We start from the raw sequence: 21479 nt of genomic DNA, 5'->3' as shown, positions 1-21479 counted from the left end.
GCGTGAGCTCGGAAGAGTTACTCGCCCTTGGCCTTCGCGATGATCTCCTCGGCGACGTTCCGCGGAACCTCGGCGTAGGAGTCGAACTGCATCGAGTAGCTTGCGCGACCCGAGGTCTTGCTGCGGAGGTCTCCGACGTAGCCGAACATCTCCGAGAGGGGCACGAGGCCCTTCACGACGCGAGCGCCGCTGCGCTCCTCCATGGCCTGGATCTGGCCACGGCGGGAGTTGAGGTCGCCGATGACATCGCCCATGTAGTCCTCGGGCGTGGTGACCTCGACGGCCATCATCGGCTCGAGGAGCACGGGGGACGCCTTGCGGGCACCCTCCTTGAACGCCTGCGAACCGGCGATCTTGAAGGCGAGCTCCGAGGAGTCGACCTCGTGGTAACCACCGTCGAGAAGGGTGACGCGGACGCCGACCATCTCGTAACCGGCCAGGATGCCGAACTGCATGGCTTCCTGAGCACCCGCGTCCACCGAGGGAATGTACTCACGGGGGATGCGGCCACCGGTGACCTTGTTGACGAACTCGTAGGAGGCGTCGCCACCCTCGATGGGCTCGAGGGCGATCTGCACCTTCGCGAACTGGCCGGTACCACCAGTCTGCTTCTTGTGCGTGTAGTCGATGCGCTCGACGGTCTTGCGGATCGTCTCGCGGTAAGCGACCTGGGGCTTGCCGACGTTCGCCTCGACGCGGAACTCGCGCTTCATGCGGTCGACGAGCACCTCGAGGTGAAGCTCGCCCATACCACCGATGATGGTCTGGCCGGTCTCCTCGTCGGAGTGAACCTGGAAGGAGGGGTCCTCCTCCGAGAGGCGCTGGATGGCGACACCCAGCTTCTCCTGGTCACCCTTGGACTTGGGCTCGATGGCGACCTGAATGACCGGCGCCGGGAAGTCCATGGACTCCAGGATGACCGGGTTCTTGTCGTCACACAGCGTCTCACCGGTGGTGGTCTGCTTCAGGCCCATGACGGCGATGATGTCACCGGCGCCCACCGACGCGATCTCCTCACGCTTGTTCGCGTGCATGCGGTAGATCTTGCCGATGCGCTCCTTCTTGCCCTTGACCGAGTTCAGCACCGCGGTGCCGGCCTCGAGGCGACCGGAGTAGATCCGGACGAAGGTGAGCTTGCCGAGGTGCGGGTCACTCGCGATCTTGAACGCCAGGCCGGAGAACGGCTCGTCGTCCGAAGGCTTGCGCTTGATGACCAGCTCCGGGTCCTTGACGTCGTGGCCCTCGATGGCCTCGACGTCCAGGGGGGAAGGCAGGTAGCGGACGACCGCGTCGAGCAGGGGCTGAACGCCCTTGTTCTTGAACGCGGTGCCACAGAACACCGGGGTGACGGTGACCGAGTCGGCGCTGCCCTTCGATGCGAGGGTGATCCGACGGATCGCCTCGTGCAGCTGCTCCTGGGAAGGCTCGACGCCCTCCAGGTACAGCTCCATCATCTCGTCATCGTTCTCCGAGACGGCCTCGAGGAGCTTGCCGCGCCATTCCTCGGCGGCCTCCTTGAGGTTGTCCGGGATGTCGATGACGTTGTACATCTCGCCCTTGGCGGCCTCTTCGGGGTACACGAAGGCCTTCATCGACACGAGGTCGACGACACCCGTGAAGTCTGCCTCGGCGCCGATGGGGAGCTGCATGACGATCGGGACAGCGCCGAGGCGCTGGACGATCATGTCGACGCAACGGAAGAAGTCGGCACCGGTGCGGTCGAGCTTGTTGACGAAGCAGATACGCGGCACGCCGTAGCGGTCCGCCTGACGCCAGACGGTCTCGGACTGGGGCTCGACGCCGGCCACACCGTCGAACACGGTGACGGCACCGTCGAGGACGCGGAGCGAACGCTCCACCTCGACGGTGAAGTCCACGTGGCCCGGGGTGTCGATGATGTTGATGGTGTGGTCAACATCATTGAGCGGCCAGTGACAGGTCGTCGCGGCGGACGTGATCGTGATGCCGCGCTCCTGCTCCTGCTCCATCCAGTCCATCGTGGCAGCGCCGTCGTGGACTTCACCGATCTTGTAGGAAACGCCGGTGTAGAAGAGGATCCGCTCGGTGGTGGTCGTCTTGCCCGCGTCGATGTGGGCCATGATCCCGATGTTGCGGACCTTGGCCAGGTCAAGCGAAGTGGTGGCCATAAGGCTCAATCTTCTCTCGGTCTCGATGGGGTGAGCGACTACCAGCGGTAGTGCGCGAAGGCCTTGTTGGACTCGGCCATCTTGTGGGTGTCCTCGCGCTTCTTGACGGCAGCGCCAAGACCGTTGGAGGCGTCGAGCAGCTCGTTCATGAGGCGCTCGGTCATGGTCTTCTCGCGACGGGCGCGGGAGTAACCGACGACCCAGCGCAGAGCGAGGGTGGCAGCGCGACCGGGCTTGACCTCGATCGGCACCTGGTAGGTGGCGCCACCGACACGGCGGGACTTGACCTCGAGCGAGGGCTTGACGTTCTCAAGCGCGCGCTTCAGCGTGATGACCGGGTCAGCGCCGGTCTTCTCGCGGAGGCCTTCCATGGCGCCGTACACGATCCGCTCGGCGGTGGAACGCTTGCCGTCGAGCAGGATCTTGTTGATCAGCGAGGTGACAAGAGGAGAGCTGTAGACCGGGTCGATGATGACCGGGCGCTTCGGGGCGGGGCCCTTACGAGGCATTCTTACTTCTCCTTCTTGGCGCCGTAGCGGCTGCGGGCCTGCTTGCGGTTCTTGACACCCTGGGTGTCGAGCGAGCCGCGGATGATCTTGTAACGAACACCCGGCAGGTCCTTCACACGGCCACCACGCACGAGCACGATGGAGTGCTCCTGCAGGTTGTGCCCCTCACCCGGGATGTAGGCCGTGACCTCGATGCCGGAGGTCAGACGCACACGCGCGACCTTACGGAGCGCCGAGTTCGGCTTCTTCGGGGTGGTCGTGAACACACGCGTGCAGACACCACGACGCTGGGGCGAACCCTCGAGCGCGGGCGTCTTGTTCTTCTCGACCTTGTCCTGCCGGCCCTTCCGGACCAGCTGCTGGATCGTAGGCACTACTTCTCCGGTTTCTGTGTGCCGTTCGTGAAACTAACCTGGAACACTCGCCGACCCACGCGGTCGGGTGTGTCGAATACTGCAAGCCTCTGCGGTAAGACAGAGGAAAGACAGATTGCGGTGGCCACTTACGGACTCGCCGTGCGGCAGAGGACACGCACCCGAGCCCAGGCACACCCCAGGCACAAGGCTTGAGCGTACCTACCTCACGGAGCTGGGTCAAAACAAATGCCGTCCACCCCGGGCCCCCGGGACCCGTGGCACCGCGCCACCGGACGCACCAAGCCCCACCGACGGCACCCGACGGGCCGGCACTGCCGCTCCCACCAGCGTAAACGAGCTCGGCGCGGCCCCGCGGCCGGCTGTGGGCCCGGACGTCGCCGACCGGGCACCGGTCACCGCGCGTGACCGACCTCACGACCGCCGGCGCCGGGCACGCAGAAGGGGGGGCCCCCCCCCCCGGGGGGGGGGGGGGGCGGGGAGCACAACAGCGAAAGGGTTTTTGGGCCCGGGGGGGGGTGCGCCCCGCGGGCCGCCCGGGCGCGGGCGGGGGGGCGCCCCCCCGCCCCCCCCCGCCCCCCCCCGCCCCCCCCCCCCCCCCCCCCCCCCCCCCCGCCGCCCCCCCCCCCCCCCCCCCCCCCCCCCCCCCCCCGGGCGGGGGGCCCCCCCCTTCTCACTCACTTCTACTGGTTGTACGGACCGTAGTCGTAGTCCTCCAGCGGAACGGCCTGGCCGGAGCCCGTGCCGAACGGCGAGTAGTCGATGTCGTCGTAGCCGACGGCCGAGTACATCGCGGCCTTGGCTTCCTCGGTCGGCTCGACCCGGATGTTGCGGTAGCGGGACAGACCCGTACCGGCCGGGATGAGCTTACCGATGATGACGTTCTCCTTGAGGCCGATCAGGGAGTCCGACTTGGCGTTGATCGCCGCGTCGGTCAGGACCCTGGTCGTCTCCTGGAAGGACGCCGCCGACAGCCACGACTCGGTGGCGAGCGAGGCCTTGGTGATACCCATCAGCTGCGGACGGCCGGAGGCGGGGTGACCGCCCTCGGTGACCACACGACGGTTCTCGGTCTCGAACTTCGAGCGCTCGACGAGCTCGCCCGGCAGCAGCTCCGCGTCGCCGGACTCGATGATCGTCACACGGCGCAGCATCTGCCGGATGATGATCTCGATGTGCTTGTCGTGGATCGACACACCCTGAGAGTTGTAGACCTTCTGGACCTCGCCGACCAGGTGGACCTGGACCGCGCGCTGACCGAGGATCCGCAGCACGTCGTGCGGGTTGGTGGCACCGACGGTGAGCTTCTGGCCCACCTCGACCGCGTCGCCCTCGCCGACCAGGAGACGGGCACGCTTGGAGATCGGAAACGCCGTCTCCTCGCTGCCGTCGTCCGGGGTGACGACGAGCTTCTTGGTCTTCTCGGTCTCCTCGATGCGGACCCGGCCCTTGGCCTCCGAGATCGGGGCGACACCCTTGGGGGTACGCGCCTCGAAGAGCTCGACGACACGGGGCAGACCCTGCGTGATGTCGTCACCGGCCACACCACCGGTGTGGAAGGTACGCATCGTCAGCTGGGTACCGGGCTCACCGATGGACTGGGCGGCGATGATGCCGACCGCCTCACCGATGTCGACCAGCTTGCCGGTGGCGAGCGAGCGTCCGTAGCAGAAGGCACAGGTGCCGACCGCGGACTCACAGGTCAGGACCGAGCGGGTCTTGACCTCCTCGACGCCGGCGCCCACGAGGGCGTCGATCAGGACGTCACCGAGGTCGACGTTGGCAGGCGCGATGACCTTGCCGTCGACGACGACGTCCTCGGCGAGCATGCGGGCGTAGACCGAGGTCTCGACGTCGTCCGTCTTGCGCAGGACACCGTCGGCGCCCTTGACGGCGATCTTCAGCTTGAGGCCGCGGTCGGTGCCACAGTCCTCCTCGCGGATGATCACGTCCTGCGAGACGTCCACCAGACGACGGGTCAGGTAACCCGAGTCGGCGGTACGCAGGGCGGTGTCCGCCAGACCCTTACGGGCACCGTGCGTGGAGATGAAGTACTCCAGAACGGTGAGGCCCTCACGGAAGGACGCCTTGATGGGACGAGGGATCGTCTCGTTCTTGGCGTTCGACACCAGACCACGCATACCCGCGATCTGACGCATCTGCATCATGTTTCCTCGGGCACCCGAGTCGACCATCATGAAGATGGGGTTCGTCTTCGGGAAGTTCGCGTTCATCGCCTCGGCAACCTCGTTGGTCGCCTTGGTCCAGATCGCGATGAGCTCCTGCGTGCGCTCGTCCTTGGTGATGAGACCGCGCTCGTACTGCTTCTGGACCTTCTCGTCCTGCTCCTCGTAGCCCTTGACGATGGCCTTCTTGGCCTCGGGCACGACGACGTCGGAGATGGCCACGGTCACACCGGAGCGGGTCGCCCAGTGGAAACCGGCCGCCTTCAGGTTGTCGAGCGTCGCCGCCACGATGACCTTGGGGTAGCGCTCGGCCAGGTCGTTGACGATCTCGGAGAGCTGCTTCTTGCCCACCGAGTAGTCGACGAACGGGTAGTCCTCGGGCAGCAGCTCGTTGAAGAGCGCGCGGCCCAGGCTCGTACGCAGACGGAAGGTGTCACCCGGCTGGTACTCGGGCTCGCCCTCCTCGGCGACCGGCGGCACCCAGCCCCGCGGGGGCATGGTGCCCACCGGGAAGCGGATGTCGACCTTCGCCTGGAGCGACAGCTCGCGGGCGTCGAAGGCCATGGTGGCCTCGGCCGTGGAGCCGAACGCGCGGTCCGTGCCCTTGACGTTGCGGCCCTCTTCGTCCGTGGTGAGGAAGAAGAGGCCCAGCACCATGTCCTGGGTCGGCATGGTGACGGGACGACCGTCGGCCGGCTTCAGGATGTTGTTCGAGGACAGCATCAGGATGCGAGCCTCGGCCTGCGCCTCCGCGGAGAGCGGCAGGTGCACGGCCATCTGGTCACCGTCGAAGTCCGCGTTGAACGCGGTGCAGACGAGCGGGTGGATCTGGATGGCCTTGCCCTCGACCAGCTGCGGCTCGAAGGCCTGGATGCCGAGGCGGTGCAGGGTGGGCGCACGGTTCAGCAGCACCGGGTGCTCGGCGATGACCTCTTCGAGGACGTCGTACACGACGGTGCGGCCACGCTCGACCATGCGCTTGGCCGACTTGATGTTCTGCGCGTGGTTCAGGTCCACCAGGCGCTTCATCACGAACGGCTTGAAGAGCTCCAGCGCCATCGCCTTCGGCAGACCGCACTGGTGCAGCTTGAGCTGCGGACCGACGACGATCACGGAACGCGCGGAGTAGTCCACACGCTTGCCGAGGAGGTTCTGACGGAAACGGCCCTGCTTGCCCTTCAGCATGTCGCTGAGGGACTTCAGGGGGCGGTTACCGGGACCGGTGACCGGGCGACCACGACGACCGTTGTCGAAGAGGGCGTCGACGGCCTCCTGGAGCATGCGCTTCTCGTTGTTCACGATGATCTCGGGCGCGCCGAGGTCGAGAAGCCGCTTCAGGCGGTTGTTGCGGTTGATCACACGGCGGTACAGGTCGTTCAGGTCGGAGGTCGCGAAGCGGCCACCGTCCAGCTGCACCATCGGACGCAGGTCCGGCGGGATGACCGGCACGCAGTCGAGCACCATGCCCTTGGGCTTGTTGCTGGTCTGCAGGAACGCGGAGACGACCTTGAGGCGCTTGAGCGCACGGGTCTTCTTCTGGCCCTTGCCGGTACGGATGATCTCGCGGAGGCGCTCGGCCTCCTCGTCGAGGTCGAAGGACTCCAGGCGCTTCTGCAGCGCGGCGGCGCCCATGCAGCCGTCGAAGTACGTGCCGAAGCGGTCACGCAGCTCGCGGTAGAGCAGCTCGTCGCCCTCGAGGTCCTGGACCTTGAGGTTCTTGAAGCGGCTCCACACCTCGTCGAGACGGTCGATCTCGCGCTGCGCACGGTCGCGCAGCTGCTTCATCTCACGCTCGGCACCTTCGCGCACCTTGCGGCGTACGTCGGCCTTGGCGCCCTCGGCCTCGAGCTCGGCCAGGTCGGTCTCGAGCTTCTTGGCGCGGTTCTCGAGGTCCGAGTCGCGGCGGTTCTCGATCTGCTGGCGCTCGACGGAGACGTGCGCCTCCAGCGACGGGAGGTCGCGGGTGCGGCGCTCCTCGTCGACGAACGTGATCATGTACGCGGCGAAGTAGATGACCTTCTCGAGGTCCTTCGGCGCGAGGTCCAGCAGGTAGCCCAGGCGCGACGGGACGCCCTTGAAGTACCAGATGTGGGTGACGGGAGCGGCAAGCTCGATGTGACCCATGCGCTCACGGCGCACCTTGGCGCGCGTGACCTCGACGCCACAGCGCTCACAGATGATGCCCTTGAAGCGGACACGCTTGTACTTGCCGCAGTAGCACTCCCAGTCCCGGGTCGGACCGAAGATCTTCTCGCAGAAGAGTCCGTCCTTTTCGGGCTTGAGCGTGCGGTAGTTGATGGTCTCCGGCTTCTTCACTTCGCCGTGGGACCAGGTCCGGATGTCGTCCGCGGTGGCAAGGCCGATCCGCAGCTCGTCGAAGAAGTTGACGTCGAGCACTTGTCGTCAATCCCTCTTTCGGGGGTTCGAGCCCCCTCGCTTCACGCGAGAAATCGGGGCACTTCAGCAATGGTCTGAACGGGTCCGGGGAGAGCCGGCCGGATCACGAGGATCCGGCCGGACAACCCGTCAGACCTCTTCGACGCTGCTCGGCTCGCGCCGGGACAGGTCGATACCGAGCTCCTCCGCCGCGCGGAAGACGTCCTCGTCCGTGTCGCGCATCTCGATGGACATGCCGTCCGAGGACAGCACCTCCACGTTGAGGCAGAGCGACTGCATTTCCTTGATGAGCACCTTGAAGGACTCGGGAATGCCCGGCTCGGGGATGTTCTCGCCCTTGACGATCGCCTCGTAGACCTTCACGCGGCCGGTGACGTCGTCGGACTTGATCGTCAGCAGTTCCTGGAGGGCGTATGCGGCGCCGTAAGCCTCAAGGGCCCACACCTCCATCTCACCGAATCGCTGCCCACCGAACTGCGCCTTACCACCCAGCGGCTGCTGCGTGATCATGGAGTACGGGCCGGTCGAACGGGCGTGGAGCTTGTCGTCGACCAGGTGGTGCAGCTTGAGGATGTACATGAACCCGACCGAGACCGGGTCCGGGAACGGCTCGCCGGAGCGGCCGTCGAACAGCTGGGCCTTGCCGGAGGGCTGGACCAGCCGGTCGCCGTCGCGGTTCGGGATCGTGGCTCCGAAGAGACCGGAGATCTCGTCCTCGCGCGCACCGTCGAAGACGGGCGTGGCGACGTTGGTGCCGGGCGCGACCTGGTCGGCGCCGATGGCCTGCAGGCGCTGGGCCCACTCGTCACCGAGGCCGGAGACGTCCCAGCCGCGGCTGGCGAGCCAGCCGAGGTGGATCTCCAGGACCTGTCCCGGGTTCATTCGGGACGGGACACCCAGCGGGTTGAGGATGATGTCGACCGGGGTGCCGTCCTCCAGGAACGGCATGTCCTCGATCGGGAGGATCTTGGAGATGACGCCCTTGTTGCCGTGACGGCCGGCGAGCTTGTCACCATCGGTGATCTTGCGCTTCTGCGCGACGTAGACGCGGACCAGCTGGTTCACGCCCGGCGGCAGCTCGTCGCCCTCTTCGCGGTCGAAGACGCGGACGCCGATGACCTTGCCGATCTCGCCGTGCGGGACCTTCAGCGAGGTGTCACGCACCTCGCGCGCCTTCTCACCGAAGATCGCGCGGAGCAGGCGCTCCTCCGGGGTCAGCTCGGTCTCACCCTTGGGCGTGACCTTGCCGACGAGGATGTCACCGGCGACGACCTCGGCACCGATACGGATGATGCCGCGCTCGTCGAGGTCGGCGAGGACCTCTTCGGAGACGTTCGGGATGTCCCGGGTGATCTCCTCCGGGCCGAGCTTGGTGTCACGGGCGTCGACCTCGTGCTCCTCGATGTGGATCGAGGAGAGGACGTCGTCCTGCACGAGGCGCTGCGACAGGATGATCGCGTCCTCGTAGTTGTGACCCTCCCACGGCATGAACGCCACGAGCAGGTTCTTGCCGAGCGCCATCTCACCGTTCTCGGTGGCCGGCCCGTCGGCGAGGACCTGGCCCTCGATGACCCGGTCGCCCTCGGAGACGACGACCTTCTGGTTGACCGAGGTGCCCTGGTTCGAGCGCGAGAACTTGGCGATGCGGTACGTGGTGTACGTGCCGTCGTCGTTGGTGACGGTGACGTAGTCCGCGGAGACCTCCTGGACGACACCGTCCTTCTCGGCCTTCAGGACGTCACCGGCGTCGGTGGCGCAGCGGTACTCCATGCCGGTGCCCACGAGCGGGGCCTCCGACTTGATGAGCGGCACCGCCTGGCGCATCATGTTCGCGCCCATGAGGGCACGGTTGGCGTCGTCGTGCTCCAGGAACGGGATCATCGCGGTGGCGACGGACACCATCTGGCGCGGCGAGACATCCATGTAGTCGACGTCGTCACCGGGGATGTAGTCGACCTCTCCGCCACGACGGCGGACCAGGACGCGCGGCTCGGTGAAGCGCATGTCCTCGGAGAGCGTCGCGTTCGCCTGGGCGATCACGAAGCGGTCTTCCTCGTCGGCGGTGATGTAGTCGACCTCGTCGGTGACCTGGCCGTCGACGACCTTGCGGTACGGCGTCTCGATGAAGCCGAACGCGTTGACGCGGCCGTACGAGGCGAGCGAACCGATCAGACCGATGTTCGGGCCTTCAGGGGTCTCGATCGGGCACATGCGTCCGTAGTGGGACGGGTGCACGTCACGGACCTCGAAGCCGGCGCGCTCACGGGAGAGACCACCCGGGCCGAGCGCCGACAGACGGCGCTTGTGGGTCAGACCCGACAGCGGGTTGTTCTGGTCCATGAACTGCGACAGCTGGCTGGTGCCGAAGAACTCCTTGATGGAGGCGACGACCGGCCGGATGTTGATCAGGGTCTGCGGCGTGATCGCCTCGACGTCCTGGGTCGTCATGCGCTCGCGCACGACGCGCTCCATACGGGCGAGACCCGTACGGACCTGGTTCTGGATGAGCTCGCCGACGTTACGCAGACGACGGTTGCCGAAGTGGTCGATGTCGTCGGTCTCGACGACGATCGTCCGGCCGGACTCACCGACGGTCTCGAGCTCACCGGCGTGGAGCTTCACCAGGTACTTGATGGTCGCGATGATGTCGTCGCTGGTGAGCACACCGGCGTCGAGCGGCTCGTCGGCGCCGAGCTTCTTGTTCACCTTGTAGCGGCCGACCTTCGCGAGGTCGTAGCGCTTCGGGTTGAAGTAGAGGTTCTCGAGCAGCGTCTGAGCGGCCTCGCGCGTGGGCGGCTCGCCCGGGCGCAGCTTGCGGTAGATGTCGAGCAGCGCGTCGTCCTGGCCCTGGGTGTGGTCCTTCTCCAGGGTGGCGCGCATGGACTCGTACTCGCCGAACTCCTCGAGGATCTGCTCGGTGCTCCAGCCGAGAGCCTTCAGCAGGACGGTGACGGACTGCTTGCGCTTACGGTCGATACGGACACCGACCATGTCGCGCTTGTCGATCTCCATCTCCAGCCAGGCACCCCGGGACGGGATGATCTTGGCGGAGAAGATGTCCTTGTCGGACGTCTTGTCGATGGAGGAGTCGAAGTAGACACCCGGCGAGCGGACGAGCTGCGACACGACGACACGCTCGGTGCCGTTGATGACGAAGGTGCCCTTGTTGGTCATGAGCGGGAAGTCGCCCATGAAGACCGTCTGGGACTTGATCTCGCCGGTCTCGTTGTTGGTGAACTCGGCCGTGACGAAGAGGGGCGCGGCGAAGGTGAAGTCGCGCTCCTTGCACTCGTCGATCGAGTTCTTCGGGGGCTCGAAGCGGTGGTCGCGGAACGTGAGCGACATCGACCCGGAGAAGTCCTCGATCGGAGAGATCTCCTCGAAGATCTCCTCCAGGCCGGACTTGGTGGGGACGTCTTGTCCGCTGTCCAGAGCAGCCTCGACGCGAGCCTTCCAGGCGGCATTGCCGAGGAGCCAGTCAAAGCTCTCGGTCTGCAGCGCGAGGAGGTTCGGAACCTCGAGGGGCTCCTTGATCTTTGCAAAAGAGATGCGCAGCGGGGCGGTGCTGGCACCGTTGTTCGTATTCGAGGTCGAGGCGTTGCGCGAGGCGGCCAAGAGGGGGTCCTTCCGAGGGCTCGGACTCACTACGCGCGTACCGGCCCCAAGCCGCACACAGAGACAGGAAACCCAAGGTCAGGGAATATCCGGTCATCGGTGCTGGGCGTGGGCATGCCCCTGGTGACGGGCAGGAGGCAGCTAACAGGCAGCGCAAAGGGTCAGTGTAGCCAAACGCCACACTGATGTCCAGTCGGGGTTCTCAGAGACCCACGTTGCTCTCAACAGCTGTTCTCAACACCTATGGATAGCCCTCGCGCGGTGTGCGCTCTTCTTTACTGCCCTCTTCGCTCTCGATCCATGCCTCGGATGCGGATCGAGATGATGACGCGTCCTGAGAATTGCGCGCCTCGTGCGGTTCGTCAAGGCCCCGAGGCTCCGGCGGACGCCCCGGCGATCTTCACCTGCGCCCGGAGGACGCCTGTTGACTGCCCTCTGCGCGCCCCGGAGAAACGCACGGCGAAGATCACCCTACTCGCCGCGGACGGAAGTTCAAGGCAGCCCTGGGGGGCACGCCAAAGGGCGACCACCCGGATGGGTGATCGCCCTTTGCGATGTGACATCCCGGCCTTGCGGCAGGGACTCGCCTTACGAGTCAGAGGACTCGCAGGGTCACTTGACCTCGACGGAGGCGCCGGCGCCCTTGAGGGACTCGGCAGCCTTCTCGGCGGCCTCCTTGGCGACCTTCTCGAGGACGGGCTTCGGGGCGCCGTCCACGAGGTCCTTGGCCTCCTTGAGGCCCAGGGAGGTCAGCTCACGCACGACCTTGATGACCTGGATCTTCTTGTCACCGGCGGCGGTGAGGATGACGTCGAACTCGTCCTGCTCGGCCTCGGCCTCGGCCGGGGCACCCGGGCCCGCGGGACCGGCAACGGCGACGGCCGCGGCGGCGGTGACGTCGAACTTCTCCTCGAAGGCCTTCACGAACTCGGAGAGCTCGATGAGGGTGAGCTCCTCGAACTGGGCGAGCAGGTCTTCCTGGCTGAGCTTCGCCATGATGGCGTCCTTCCACTAATTCGGCAGGTGCCGGATGTATATGTAGGCGGGCGTACGGGCCCGCTGCGAGCCGTGAGGGCGGAGGGTTACTCCGCCACCTCGGCGTCGGCGGGAGCCGACGTGTCGGCACCGCCCTGCTCGGCCCTCTTGGCGCGAAGCGCTTCCGCGGTGCGGACGAACTTCGACGGCAGAGCCTGGAAGAGCTGCGCAGCCTGAGTCTGCTTGCCCTTCATGGCGCCGGCCAGCTTGGCGAGCAGAACCTCGCGGGACTCGAGGTCCGCGAGCTTCTTGATCTCATCGGCGGACAGCGCCTTACCGTCAAGGACACCGCCCTTGATGATGAGGTTGGGGTTGTCCTTGGCGAAGTCACGAAGACCCTTCGCCGACTCCACCGGGTCACCGGTGACGAAGGCAACCGCCGTCGGACCCGAGAACAGGTCGTCCAGCGTGTCGATCCCGGCCTCGTTGGCCGCAATCTTGGTCAGCGTGTTCTTCACCACGGCGTACTGGGCGTTCTCACCGAGCGAACGGCGCAGCTGCTTGAGCTGGGCCACGGTGAGACCCCGGTACTCGGTCAGCACGGCGGCGTTCGAGCTGCGGAACTGGTCCGTCAGCTCGGCTACCGCGGCAGCCTTGTCGGGCCTTGCCATGAGCGTCGGCCTCCTTCCGGGTGATGAGGACCGCTCAGAAGGGGCCGGTAAAGACGAAACGCCCCGGCGCAGGCGCCAGGGCGTAGCTCGACCGAATGAAATCCGGGAGCTTTCCACAGTCACCTGCGCAGGTCGCCCGTTCTCGACGGATCCTTCGGTCACCGCTCCCTCTTACGAAGGCACGGCAACGACCAGCGGTCTTTGGCTTCTTCAGGAGAGTACGCGACCGGGGCCGTTCGGAGCAAATCCGTCCCGGTTCGACCGGTGCGAGAGGTTTAGGAGCCGCTCACAGGGGCTGCGGCGGCAGTACGTACGAGGACGGGCCCCGCTGCCTCCAGGAGGCTGCGGGGCCCGTCCCATGCCGTGACGTCGGCTACCGGGTGAGCACGGGGGCTCAGACGGAGGCCGGGTCCTCCTCGACGAGGAGGTTGCGCACGCGGTTGGCGTCCAGCGGGATGCCGGGGCCCATCGTCGTGCTCATGGTCGCCTTCTTGATGAAGCGGCCCTTCGCGGCGGACGGCTTCAGACGGAGGATCTCCTCCAGCGCCGCGCCGTAGTTCTCGACCAGCTTGGTGTCATCGAAAGAGGTCTTTCCGATGATGAAGTGCAGGTTCGAGTGCTTGTCGACGCGGAACTCGATCTTTCCGCCCTTGATGTCGTTGACAGCCTTGACGACATCGGGGGTGACGGTGCCGGTCTTCGGGTTCGGCATCAGACCACGCGGACCGAGCACGCGGCCCAGGCGGCCGACCTTGCCCATGAGGTCCGGCGTGGCGACGACGGCGTCGAAGTCCAGACGGCCCTTCGCCACCTCGTCGATGAGCTCGTCGGCGCCGACGATGTCGGCGCCCGCGGCTTCCGCGGCCGCAGCACGGTCACCGGTCGCGAAGACCAGGACCCGGGCGGTCTTGCCGGTGCCGTGCGGGAGGTTCACGGTGCCACGGACCATCTGGTCGGCCTTGCGAGGGTCGACACCCAGGCAGAAGGCGACCTCGACGGTGCCGTCGAACTTCGTGGTGGCGGTGTCCTTGGCGAGACGGACGGCCTCGAGGGGGGCGTACGTACGCTCCCGGTCGATCTTGGCGTCCGCAGCGCGGAGGTTCTTGCTGCGCTTCACATCTACTCCTGTGGTTTTCAGAGTGTGGAGTCGTGGTGCGGACCAGCGCTTGGTCCTACCACTGAGGGGCTACGGAGCTGACTCAGCCTTCGACCGTGATGCCCATGGAACGGGCGGTGCCAGCGATGATCTTCGACGCGGCGTCGAGGTCGTTGGCGTTCAGGTCGGGCAGCTTGGTCGTGGCGATCTCGCGGACCTGGGCAGCCGTCAGCTTGGCGACCTTGGTCTTGTGCGGCTCGCCGGAGCCCTTGTCCACACCCGCGGCCTTGAGGATCAGCTTGGCGGCCGGCGGAGTCTTCGTGACGAAGGTGAAGGAGCGGTCCTCGTAGACCGTGATCTCCACCGGCACGACCATGCCACGCTGCGACTCGGTCGCGGCGTTGTAGGCCTTGCAGAACTCCATGATGTTGACGCCGTGCTGGCCCAGTGCGGGACCGACCGGCGGCGCCGGGTTGGCCGCACCGGCGTTGATCTGGAGCTTGATAAGCCCCGTGACCTTCTTCTTCTTGGGAGGCATTGCTCTCTCCGGGTCCTAGTGAGAGTGTTTCGCCGCCATTCCGGTCATCCGGATGGAGGCATACCGCACAACGATAACGGGTATAGCTGCGCGACCAAAAACCGAGCAGGTCAGACCAGCTGCGAAGCCGGTCTGACCTGCTCGGTAGGCATGTGTCCAGAAGGGGCGGTGAGCCCGTCAGTTCTTCTGGATCTGGTCGAAGCTGAGCTCGACCGGGGTCTCGCGACCGAAGATCTCGACGAGGCCCTTGACCTTCTTCGAGTCGGCGTTGATCTCGTTGATCGTCGCCTGCAGCGTCGCGAACGGGCCGTCGGTGACGGTGACCGAGTCGCCCACCTCGAAGTCCAGCACCTGGACCTCGACCTTGCGGGCGGGAGCCGGCTTGCCCTCGGCCTCGGCCGCCTCGCGGGCCGCCTTCTCCTCGGCCTCGGGGGCGAGCATCTTGACGATCTCGTCCAGGGTCAGCGGGTACGGGTCGTAGGCGTTGCCCACGAAGCCGGTGACGCCGGGCGTGTTGCGGACAACACCCCAGGACTCGTTCGTCAGGTCCATGCGCACCAGGACGTAACCCGGGAGCTTGTTCTGACGGACGTTCTTCCGCTCGCCGTTCTTGATCTGGACGATCTCTTCCTCGGGCACCTCGGCCTGGTAGATGAAGTCCTCGACGTTGAGCGAGACGGCGCGCTGCTCCAGGTTGGCCTTCACACGCTTCTCGTAACCGGCGTACGTGTGGATGACGTACCACTCGCCGGGAAGGCCGCGCAGCTCGTCGCGCAGGGCGGCGACGGCGTCGACGGGGGCGGCCGGCTCGGCCTCCTCGTCGTCCTCTTCGTCGCCGTCCTCGGACGCGTCCTCGTCGGAGACCTCGTCGGCCTCGTCGTCGTCGGAGACCTCGTCGGTCTCGTCGGACTCGACGTTCACGGCGTCCTGCTCTGCGGGCTCGCCCGCGGCGGCGTCAGCAGCTTCGACCTGGTCCGGGTCCACGGCATCCGACGCCTCGACGATGTCGAGCTCGTCCTCGGCGGACTCGACGGCGCTCGCCGTGGGCTCGGCGTCGTCGTTCAGGTTCGGGTCAGACACGATGGCTGCTTCTTCCTGGATACATATGGGTGGAACATGCGAAAGGGGCGCCGATGAGGCGCCCTCCGCGGGGATCAGCCGAAGACGTACTTGATGACCCGCGCAAATCCGAAGTCAATCACGGTGACGAGACCGATCATGACGACCACGAACACGATCACCACGGCCGTGTACGTCGACAGCTGGCTGCGCGTGGGCCATACGACCTTGCGGAGCTCGGCGACGATCTGGCGGTAGAACAGCGCGAGACGGCCCAGAGGGCCCTTCTTTCCGCGCTTGCCGCCCTTCCGGGTCTTCTTCTTCGACTCGGGGGCTTCGTCCTCGGCATCAGGCATGTCGATGGAGCCCACGGCGTCCGTCACGCTACTCACCTGATTCCGGGTCGTGGCCGTGCCGCGCCCGGTGGAGCCGCACGGCGGTGCATTGAAGTACGTACATGCGCACACATCCTGGCGAAGGAGTGTGTAGCAGGGCCGGAGGGACTTGAACCCCCAACCGCTGGTTTTGGAGACCAGTGCTCTACCAATTGAGCTACGACCCTTTGTGGTTTCCACCAACCTACCGCATCTTCTCCGGTGGGCCGGATGAAAAAACGGTGCGGCTGATGAAGGCCAACGACAGGTGAGTGTACGTGTTCAGCGGCGCCGCGTCGAACAGACAACAACCGACCGGTCCTGTCCGCATGCTGTCCGAGTGCTGTCCGGTCCCTGAAACCCCTGTGCCGACGGCTTTTCCGGTCTGCGAGCATGGGGGCCATGAGCGCTGCAACTTCTCCGTCCGAGCGCCGGGTCTCGGCCCGCATCGGTGCGATCTCCGAGTCCGCCACCCTCGCCGTCGACGCCAAGGCGAAGGCCCTGAAGGCCGCCGGGCGTCCGGTGATCGGCTTCGGCGCCGGTGAGCCCGACTTCCCGACCCCCGGTTACATCGTGGAGGCCGCCGTCGAGGCGTGCCGCAACCCGAAGTACCACCGCTACACCCCGGCGGGCGGGCTCCCCGAGCTCAAGTCCGCCATCGTGGCGAAGACGCTGCGCGACTCGGGGTACGAGATCGACGCCTCCCAGGTCCTGGTGACCAACGGCGGCAAGCAGGCCATCTACGAGGCCTTCGCGGCGATCCTCGACCCGGGTGACGAGGTCATCGTCCCGGCCCCCTACTGGACGACGTACCCCGAGTCGATCCGTCTCGCCGGCGGTGTCCCGGTCGAGGTGGTGGCCGACGAGACGACCGGCTACCGGGTCTCCGTCGAGCAGCTCGAGGCAGCGCGCACCGAGCGCACCAAGGTCGTCCTGTTCGTGTCGCCGTCCAACCCGACCGGCGCCGTCTACACCGAGGCCGAGACCGAGGCGATCGGCCGCTGGGCCGTCGAGCACGGCCTCTGGGTGATGACCGACGAGATCTACGAGCACCTGGTCTACGGCGGCGCGGCGGCGGCCTCGCTCCCGGCCGTGGTGCCCGAGCTGCGTGACAAGTGCATCGTCGTCAACGGCGTCGCCAAGACCTACGCCATGACCGGCTGGCGCGTGGGCTGGATCATCGGCCCGAAGGACGTCGTGAAGGCCGCGACCAACCTGCAGTCGCACGCCACCTCCAACGTCAGCAACGTCGCGCAGGCCGCCGCGCTGGCCGCCGTCTCCGGCTCGCTGGACGCGGTGGCCGAGATGCGGACCGCCTTCGACCGGCGCCGCAAGACGATCGTGCACATGCTCAACGAGATCAACGGCGTGCTCTGCCCCGAGCCGGAGGGGGCGTTCTACGCGTACCCGTCCGTGAAGGGGCTGCTCGGCAAGGAGATCCGCGGCAGGCGCCCGGCGGACTCCGTCGAGCTGGCCGCGCTCATCCTGGACGAGGCCGAGGTCGCCGTCGTGCCCGGCGAGGCCTTCGGTACGCCCGGCTACCTGCGGCTTTCGTACGCCCTGGGTGACGACGACCTCGTCGAGGGCGTCTCCCGGATCCAGAAGCTGCTGGGCGAGGCCCGCGACTGATCCGTGCGGTGAACCGAGGTGGCTCCCGGTCCGGCCGGGGGCCACTTTTTTTGTTCGAGGGGTAACTCACAAGGGGATCCGGGTACCGCGGCGCCCTTCGGATGCGGCAAGATCCTTCAATGGAGCGTGACGTACGGCTGTTGCCCAAGGCCCATCTGCATCTGCACTTCACCGGGTCGATGCGGCCCACGACCCTGCTCGAACTGGCGGACAAGTACGGCGTGCGCCTGCCCGAGGCACTGACCGGCGGTGAACCGCCGAAACTGCGGGCGACCGACGAGCGCGGCTGGTTCCGCTTCCAGCGTCTCTACGACATCGCCCGGTCCTGCCTCCGCACCCCCGAGGACATCCAGCGCCTGGTGCGCGAGACGGCCATGGAGGACGTCGCGGACGGCTCCGGATGGCTGGAGATCCAGGTCGACCCGACCTCGTACGCCCCGCTGCTCGGCGGGCTCATCCCGGCCATCGAGATCATCCTGGACGCCGTGCACAGTGCGGCCCGTGAGACCGGTCTGGGGATCCGGGTGGTGATCGCGGCGAACCGGATGAAGCACCCGCTGGACGCCCGCACACTGGCCCGGCTCGCCGTGCGCTACGCCGACCAGGGCGTCATCGGGTTCGGGCTCTCCAACGACGAGCGCCGCGGGATGGCCCGCGACTTCGACCGCGCCTTCGCCATCGCCCGTGAGGGCGGTCTGATCGCGGCGCCGCACGGCGGGGAACTGTCGGGCCCCTCCAGCATCCGGGACTGCCTGGACGACCTCGACGCGGCCCGTATCGGGCACGGCGTACGGGCGGCCGAGGACCCGCGGCTGCTGCGCAGGCTGGCCGAGCGGGGCGTGACGTGCGAGGTCTGCCCGGCGTCCAACGTGGCGCTCGGCGTCTACGAGAAGCCCGCCGACGTACCCCTGCGCACTCTGTTCGACGCGGGGGTCCCGATGGCGCTGGGCGCGGACGACCCGCTGCTCTTCGGCTCCCGGCTCGCCGCGCAGTACGACTTCGTACGCCGCCATCACGACTTCACCGACGAGGAACTGGCCGAGCTGGCGCGCCAGTCCGTGCGGGGGTCGGTGGCGCCGGACGAGGTGCGGGAGAAGCTGCTGGCCGGCATCGACGCCTGGCTCGCCGGCTGATCCCGGCCGGCCTGGCCCGCTAGCTGATCCCGCCCAGCAGGGTGCGCGCGAGGGACGAGGCGAAGTCGTCCGGCGGCAGGGGCGCGCCGCCCGCCTCGTAGGCGAAGGCACGCTGGGAGCAGGCCCCCAGGAGCAGTGAGGCGGCCGCGTAGGTGTCGGCGTCGGCCCTGACCCTGCCCGCCCGCTGTTCGGCGCGCAGATAGGCGTCGAGGCCCTCGATCGGCCGGTGGGGCCCAGTACCCATCTCTCGCATCGCCTCGTCATGGCGCCGCTTGAGCCGGGGCTCGGCGTACAGCGAGGCGAGCACGGGGAACGTCTGCTGGTAGAAGAGCACGGCCTGGCGGGCGACCTCGGTGAGATTGCGCTCCAGGTCGCCCTCCCCCGGCTCCAGATCCCCCAGGAGCGGCCCCAGCTTGGGCATCCGCTCACCGAGCACGGTCACGAAGAGCTCTTCCTTGCTCCTGAAGTACTTGTAGAGCGCCGCCTCCGAGCACCCGGCGGCCTTGGCGATCTCCTTCGTCGTCGCCCGCGCGAGGCCGATGCCGAGCATGAGCTCGTGGGCCGCGTCGACGATGCGGACGCGGGCCGGCTTCTTTTCCATGCGTGCTCCAACGGACCTTGACGAGAGGTGAGTACCCACTCACCCTATTGGTAAGTGAATACTCACCCACCTGTGAAGGGGTATGTGTCATGAGACTCACCGTGTTCGGAGCGACCGGGGCCGTCGGCCAGGAGATCGTGCGGCAGGCACGCGCGGCGGGACACGAGGTCACGGCGGTGGTGCGCGATCCCGCGCGGCTCCCCGAGGGCCTCAGGACCGCCGGGCCGGACGACGTCGTGAGGCTGGACGACGAGGCGGCGGTGCGGGCGGCGGTGGCGGGCCGGGACGCCGTACTCTCCGGCCTCGGCGCCCGGGGCCGGAAGGCCGGCGACGTGGCCGAGCGGCTCACCAGGCAGGTGCTGGCCGCGATGGAGGCGGAGGGGACCCGGCGGCTGCTGGTGGTGAGCGCGGCACCGGTCGGCCCCGCACCGGCGGACGACCCGCTGCTGGACCGGACGGTCCGCAAGGTGATCGGCGCGGTCCTCAAGGAGGTGTACGCCGATCTGACCCGGATGGAGGCGGCGCTGGCGGCCGGCGCGGCGGACTGGACGTCGGTGCGGCCGCCGAAGCTGACCGACGGCCCCCTGACGGGGAAGTACCGGACGGTCGTGGGCGGTACCCCGCGCAGCGGCCGGTCCATCGCACGGGCCGACGTGGCCCACGCGATGCTGGCGCTGATCGACGAGCCGGCCGCGGTGAGGCAGGGCGTGGGCGTCGCGTACTGAACGGGGGGCGCGCGGTGAGGCAGGGCGTGGGTGTCGCCCACCGAACCGGGGGCGCGGTGAGGCAGGGCGTAGGCGTCGCCTACCGAACCGAAGGCCGCGGCGAGGCAGGGCCGTAGGCACCGCCTACCGAACCGGGGGTCGCAGCGAGGCAGGGCGGCATGGGCACCGCCTACCGAACCGGGGGTCGCAGCGAGGCAGGGCGGCATGGGCATCGCCTACCGAACCGGGGGCGCGGTGAGGCGTTGCCTACCGCGGGCCGCCGCCCGCCGTCACAGGCTGACGCCGACCGTCACCGGCTCGTTGACGAGCGTGACACCGAAGGCCTCGTGGACCCCCGCGACGACCTCACGCGCCAGCGCGAGCAGGTCCTCGGTGGTCGCGGCCCCCCTGTTGGTGAGCGCGAGCGTGTGCTTGGTGGAGATGCGGGCGGGGCCCGTGCCGTACCCCTTGGTGAAGCCCGCCTTGTCGATGAGCCAGGCGGCCGAGGTCTTGACGGTGCCCTCGCCGGCGGGGAAGGCCGGGGGCGTGACGTCCGCGCCCAGCCGTTCCCTGGCGCGGGCGAGGAAGGCCGCGTGCTCCGCCTCGTCGAGGATCGGGTTGGTGAAGAAGGAGCCCGCCGACCAGGTGTCGTGGTCCTCCGGGTCGAGCACCATGCCCTTGCCGGCCCGCAGGCGCAGCACCGTCTCGCGGGCCGCTGCGGCCGGCACCCGGTCGCCCTGCTCGACGCCCATGGCACGGGCGGTCTCCGCATAGCGCAGCGGCGCGGACTGCCCTCCGGCGTCCTCCAGCGCGAACCGGACACGGAGTACCACGAAGCGGTCGGGTTCGGCCTTGAAACGACTGTGGCGGTACGAGAACGCGCAGGCTTCGTTCGGGAGGGTGACGGTCTCCTGGGCGCGCCGGTCGTAGGCCACGACCTCGGTGATGACGGAGGAGACCTCCTGGCCGTACGCGCCGACGTTCTGGATCGGTGTGGCCCCGGCGGACCCGGGGATCCCGGCCAGGCACTCGACGCCGGCCAGCCCGGCCTCGACCGTACGGGCCACGGCGTCGGTCCAGACCTCACCGGCGGCCAGTTCGAGCGTCGTACCGGACAGCTCGAAGCCCGTGGTCGCGATGCGCAGGGCGGTGCCGTCGAAGCCCTTGTCGCCGATGACCAGGTTGGAGCCGCCGCCGATGACCAGGAGCGGTGTGCCGCTGTCGTCGGCTTCGCGGACGGCGGCGATCACCTCGGCGTCGGTGGTGGCCGTCAGGAGCCGGTCGGCCGGGCCGCCGAGCCGGAAGGTGGTCAAGGGGGCGAGGGGGGCGTCGTGGAGTTCCTGCACGGGGACAAGAGTACGGTCCTCGGGCCCGCCCGCCGGGAGGGGCCACGGACCGCGCGAAGGGCGCCCGCCGGGAGGGGCCACGGACCGCGCGAAGGGCGCCCTCCGGGGGAGGACGCCCTTCGGCC

Annotated in this window: 16 protein-coding genes and 1 tRNA gene; 3 read left to right on the top strand and 14 right to left on the bottom strand. The window is 67.7% G+C overall.

Annotated features, from left to right (window positions below):
* Positions 1 to 17: 17 nt before the first annotated feature.
* The 12 genes from fusA to ACFYQ6_RS18410 all read right to left on the bottom strand — a co-directional run bounded on the left by fusA (position 18) and on the right by ACFYQ6_RS18410 (position 16129).
* Positions 18 to 2147: an elongation factor G gene (fusA, locus tag ACFYQ6_RS18465; RefSeq protein WP_361586274.1), complete on the bottom strand. Its 2130-nt coding sequence runs from the start codon at positions 2145 to 2147 to the stop codon at positions 18 to 20.
* 38 nt (positions 2148 to 2185) lie between these two features.
* Positions 2186 to 2656, bottom strand: a complete 471-nt coding sequence (gene rpsG, locus ACFYQ6_RS18460) for a 30S ribosomal protein S7 (RefSeq protein WP_018101248.1) — start codon at positions 2654 to 2656, stop codon at positions 2186 to 2188.
* Between the two features lie 2 nt (positions 2657 to 2658).
* A complete protein-coding gene (gene rpsL, locus ACFYQ6_RS18455) occupies positions 2659 to 3030 on the bottom strand; it encodes a 30S ribosomal protein S12 (protein WP_003948652.1) in 372 nt (123 codons plus the stop codon).
* Between the two features lie 683 nt (positions 3031 to 3713).
* On the bottom strand, positions 3714 to 7613 hold the full coding sequence (locus ACFYQ6_RS18450) for a DNA-directed RNA polymerase subunit beta' (protein ID WP_145804068.1): 3900 nt from the start codon (positions 7611 to 7613) through the stop codon (positions 3714 to 3716).
* Between the two features lie 129 nt (positions 7614 to 7742).
* A complete protein-coding gene (gene rpoB / locus ACFYQ6_RS18445) occupies positions 7743 to 11228 on the bottom strand; it encodes a DNA-directed RNA polymerase subunit beta (protein ID WP_361586271.1) in 3486 nt (1161 codons plus the stop codon).
* Between the two features lie 612 nt (positions 11229 to 11840).
* Positions 11841 to 12224 (bottom strand): 50S ribosomal protein L7/L12, encoded by a 384-nt coding sequence (gene rplL, locus ACFYQ6_RS18440; RefSeq protein ID WP_361586269.1) that lies wholly within the window; start codon positions 12222 to 12224, stop codon positions 11841 to 11843.
* A gap of 86 nt (positions 12225 to 12310) precedes the next feature.
* Positions 12311 to 12874, bottom strand: a complete 564-nt coding sequence (gene rplJ, locus ACFYQ6_RS18435) for a 50S ribosomal protein L10 (protein WP_361586266.1) — start codon at positions 12872 to 12874, stop codon at positions 12311 to 12313.
* Between the two features lie 394 nt (positions 12875 to 13268).
* Positions 13269 to 13991 (bottom strand): 50S ribosomal protein L1, encoded by a 723-nt coding sequence (rplA, locus tag ACFYQ6_RS18430; RefSeq protein WP_356737286.1) that lies wholly within the window; start codon positions 13989 to 13991, stop codon positions 13269 to 13271.
* Positions 13992 to 14073: 82 nt separating this feature from the next.
* Positions 14074 to 14508, bottom strand: a complete 435-nt coding sequence (rplK, locus tag ACFYQ6_RS18425) for a 50S ribosomal protein L11 (RefSeq protein WP_003967000.1) — start codon at positions 14506 to 14508, stop codon at positions 14074 to 14076.
* Positions 14509 to 14685: 177 nt separating this feature from the next.
* The gene (gene nusG / locus ACFYQ6_RS18420) at positions 14686 to 15588 is read right to left on the bottom strand and encodes a transcription termination/antitermination protein NusG (protein ID WP_361586262.1); all 903 of its coding nucleotides are present in this window, start codon (positions 15586 to 15588) and stop codon (positions 14686 to 14688) included.
* 74 nt (positions 15589 to 15662) lie between these two features.
* The gene (secE, locus tag ACFYQ6_RS18415; RefSeq protein WP_031096325.1) at positions 15663 to 15950 is read right to left on the bottom strand and encodes a preprotein translocase subunit SecE; all 288 of its coding nucleotides are present in this window, start codon (positions 15948 to 15950) and stop codon (positions 15663 to 15665) included.
* 106 nt (positions 15951 to 16056) lie between these two features.
* Positions 16057 to 16129 (bottom strand) — tRNA-Trp (locus tag ACFYQ6_RS18410).
* 214 nt (positions 16130 to 16343) lie between these two features.
* Between ACFYQ6_RS18410 and ACFYQ6_RS18405 the strand changes: the two genes are divergently transcribed.
* Entirely contained in the window at positions 16344 to 17570 is a 1227-nt protein-coding gene (locus ACFYQ6_RS18405) for a pyridoxal phosphate-dependent aminotransferase (RefSeq protein WP_361586259.1), read from the top strand.
* A 119-nt stretch (positions 17571 to 17689) separates the two neighbouring features.
* Positions 17690 to 18703: an adenosine deaminase gene (locus ACFYQ6_RS18400; protein ID WP_361586256.1), complete on the top strand. Its 1014-nt coding sequence runs from the start codon at positions 17690 to 17692 to the stop codon at positions 18701 to 18703.
* A 19-nt stretch (positions 18704 to 18722) separates the two neighbouring features.
* On the opposite strand, the gene ACFYQ6_RS18395 is transcribed toward ACFYQ6_RS18400, so the two are convergent.
* Positions 18723 to 19304, bottom strand: a complete 582-nt coding sequence (locus tag ACFYQ6_RS18395; RefSeq protein ID WP_361586254.1) for a TetR/AcrR family transcriptional regulator — start codon at positions 19302 to 19304, stop codon at positions 18723 to 18725.
* Between the two features lie 89 nt (positions 19305 to 19393).
* Here ACFYQ6_RS18395 and ACFYQ6_RS18390 point away from each other — a divergent pair, with 89 nt between their 5' ends.
* Entirely contained in the window at positions 19394 to 20029 is a 636-nt protein-coding gene (locus ACFYQ6_RS18390; RefSeq protein WP_361586251.1) for an NAD(P)H-binding protein, read from the top strand.
* Between the two features lie 269 nt (positions 20030 to 20298).
* Here ACFYQ6_RS18390 and ACFYQ6_RS18385 read toward each other — a convergent pair whose 3' ends face one another.
* Positions 20299 to 21354, bottom strand: a complete 1056-nt coding sequence (locus ACFYQ6_RS18385) for a UDP-N-acetylmuramate dehydrogenase (RefSeq protein WP_388763787.1) — start codon at positions 21352 to 21354, stop codon at positions 20299 to 20301.
* Positions 21355 to 21479 lie beyond the last annotated feature (125 nt).

Origin of the sequence: Streptomyces sp. NPDC005494 (assembly GCF_042872025.1) — a bacterium.
Lineage (GTDB): Bacteria > Actinomycetota > Actinomycetes > Streptomycetales > Streptomycetaceae > Streptomyces.
Note: the sequence above shows the minus strand (reverse complement) of the source record. Positions and strands in the feature narration are given on the sequence as shown.